Genomic DNA, 1,897 nt, shown 5'->3' with positions numbered 1-1,897 from the left:
AGCGAGTCGCTTCTTTAATTAGCACTAAAAAGCTACGCCAATTGGTAGACTTACGAAGTAGAGATAGGCATTGGATTGCCCGACCAAAAAGTAAGTGTTATTGAAACGCTTATGTGTAACTATCATTTAGTTGCAAACGTAATACATAACACGTACCTTTAGAATACATCTTGTTATGTCGCGTCATCAAAAGCTAATTGAGCGCTTAAAAAGTAAACCCAAAAACTTTAAGTATGCTGAAGTAGTGCAATTACTGAAAGGCTTTGGGTATGAAGAGAGTACTAAAGGGAAGACGAGTGGATCGGCGGTTGCATTTATAAATAGAGAAACGAAGCAAGTAATTCGTATTCATAAGCCTCATCCGCAAAGCGAGGTGAAGTTGTATGTCATCAATTTGTTACTAAATCATTTAAAAGAGTTAAAACTAATTTAGTAGGCGATGGAAAACGTACTGAAGCACAAAGATTTCTATGGCACTGTTGGGTATAGCAGTGCTGATCAGACTATGTTTGGTAAAATAATTGGCATTAACGATCTGGTTACCTTTGAGGGCGAATCAGTATCCTCCCTTAAAAGCGCATTTGAGGAGGCAGTAGATGATTATATAGTATTATGTGAGGAGGTAGGTAAACCTCCGCTTAAATCTTTTAAAGGTTCATTTAATATTAGAATAGCCCCTGAGCTACATCAGAAAGCATTTTACTTAGCAGCTATCAAAAAAACTTCGCTCAATTCAATTGTAGAAGGGGCAATAACGGATTATGTACGCCATATGGAAGAGTTATTAAGTGAGGTTTCCGACTTCTATATAACCTCGAAAAATAACTAATTAAAAAGTATAAAATGAGAAATCTAATTATCACCTTATTTCTTTTAGCCCCTTCATATTTAATTGCCCAAAGTTCTGACTATGACGTTTCCTCGTATCTTACTAAGGGTAGAAAGGCACCTAATACGTATTACATTGGAGAAGCTTGGCTAAATGCCATAATTCACGATGATGCCGACTTGGGTCATAATATTACAAAAGCAACTTTTAGAGCCAATTCCACTTTGGATTGGCATCAACATAGTTCTGCGCAGGTTTTAGTAATTGTAGATGGCGAAGCCTATTATCAAGAGAAAGGAAAAGAACCTGTCATTCTGAAAGAAGGAGACGTAATTAAATGTGAGAAAGATATCGAGCATTGGCATTCCTCTACCAAGGATAATGATGTGACCTATTTGGCTTTCTATAGTGGTGAACAGCCCACTACCTGGACCGAGGTACTAACCCAAGAATATTACGATAAGGTGGCTGAAAAGCTGAAAAGCAACTAGTTATCAGGAAGTAGGCTGAATTTAACTCATCTTAACGAGCTGTTGAAGAGTTAAAAGGAATTTCTCTGCACAGACTGCTTTGAGAGTAGGCGAAGCCTTAAGGATTAGTGCTAGTTTTTGGATACGCCTACAATGAGAATATTTTCTTGATGTTGCCCGGTTAGAAGAATCTGAAATGGAAAGATTGAAAGAGGTGTAACTACCGCCTGTTGTAAGCCACCACCAACCGTATTTCATCGTAACTAATGCTGTCGTCTAGCGCGTCTTTGAGGGGCTTCATGGCGGAGTCGCCGTGCACGTAGACGGCATCTTCAATTTTAGTGATAGTGGCGGGATCAACCAGTTCGGTTACATCCAGGGAGCCATTTTGGACGAAGTGGGCTAAATGAGTACTAACAGTGGTAGGGCTCAGTTCGCGTAATTGAGCAATCTCGGCTACTGACTTGCCTTGGCGGTAGTAATCGTAGGTGCGCTGCTTAGTATCGGATTTGGCTTGGGAAGAGCGCTTCTTTCGGCTCTTCCGCCTAACCTGAGTCATACGAGAATCCAGGTCGTTCTCGGTACAGTACTGGTTAAT

4 protein-coding genes are annotated in these 1,897 nt (G+C 40.2%); 3 read left to right on the top strand and 1 reads right to left on the bottom strand.

Going from position 1 to position 1,897, the window contains the following annotated elements; translation table 11 throughout:
- Positions 1-175 precede the first annotated feature (175 nt).
- Genes WBA23_RS07030 through WBA23_RS07020 form a run of 3 tightly spaced genes read left to right on the top strand, consistent with a single transcriptional unit; the run spans position 176 to position 1,320 of the window.
- The gene (locus WBA23_RS07030) at positions 176-433 is read left to right on the top strand and encodes a type II toxin-antitoxin system HicA family toxin (protein WP_424581551.1); all 258 of its coding nucleotides are present in this window, start codon (positions 176-178) and stop codon (positions 431-433) included.
- A 6-nt stretch (positions 434-439) separates the two neighbouring features.
- Positions 440-829, top strand: a complete 390-nt coding sequence (locus WBA23_RS07025; protein ID WP_424581550.1) for a type II toxin-antitoxin system HicB family antitoxin — start codon at positions 440-442, stop codon at positions 827-829.
- A 14-nt stretch (positions 830-843) separates the two neighbouring features.
- Positions 844-1,320 carry a cupin domain-containing protein gene (locus WBA23_RS07020; RefSeq protein ID WP_424581549.1) on the top strand — a complete coding sequence of 159 codons (477 nt, stop codon included), beginning with the start codon at positions 844-846 and terminating at the stop codon, positions 1,318-1,320.
- Positions 1,321-1,519: 199 nt separating this feature from the next.
- Here the strand turns inward: WBA23_RS07020 and WBA23_RS07015 are convergent.
- Positions 1,520-1,897 (bottom strand): helix-turn-helix domain-containing protein (locus WBA23_RS07015; RefSeq protein ID WP_424581547.1); only part of this gene is annotated, 378 nt, incomplete at its 5' end.

It is taken from the genome of Tunicatimonas sp. (assembly GCF_049647865.1).
Taxonomy (GTDB): domain Bacteria; phylum Bacteroidota; class Bacteroidia; order Cytophagales; family Cyclobacteriaceae; genus Tunicatimonas.
This window is presented reverse-complemented; position numbering and strand designations above follow the sequence as displayed.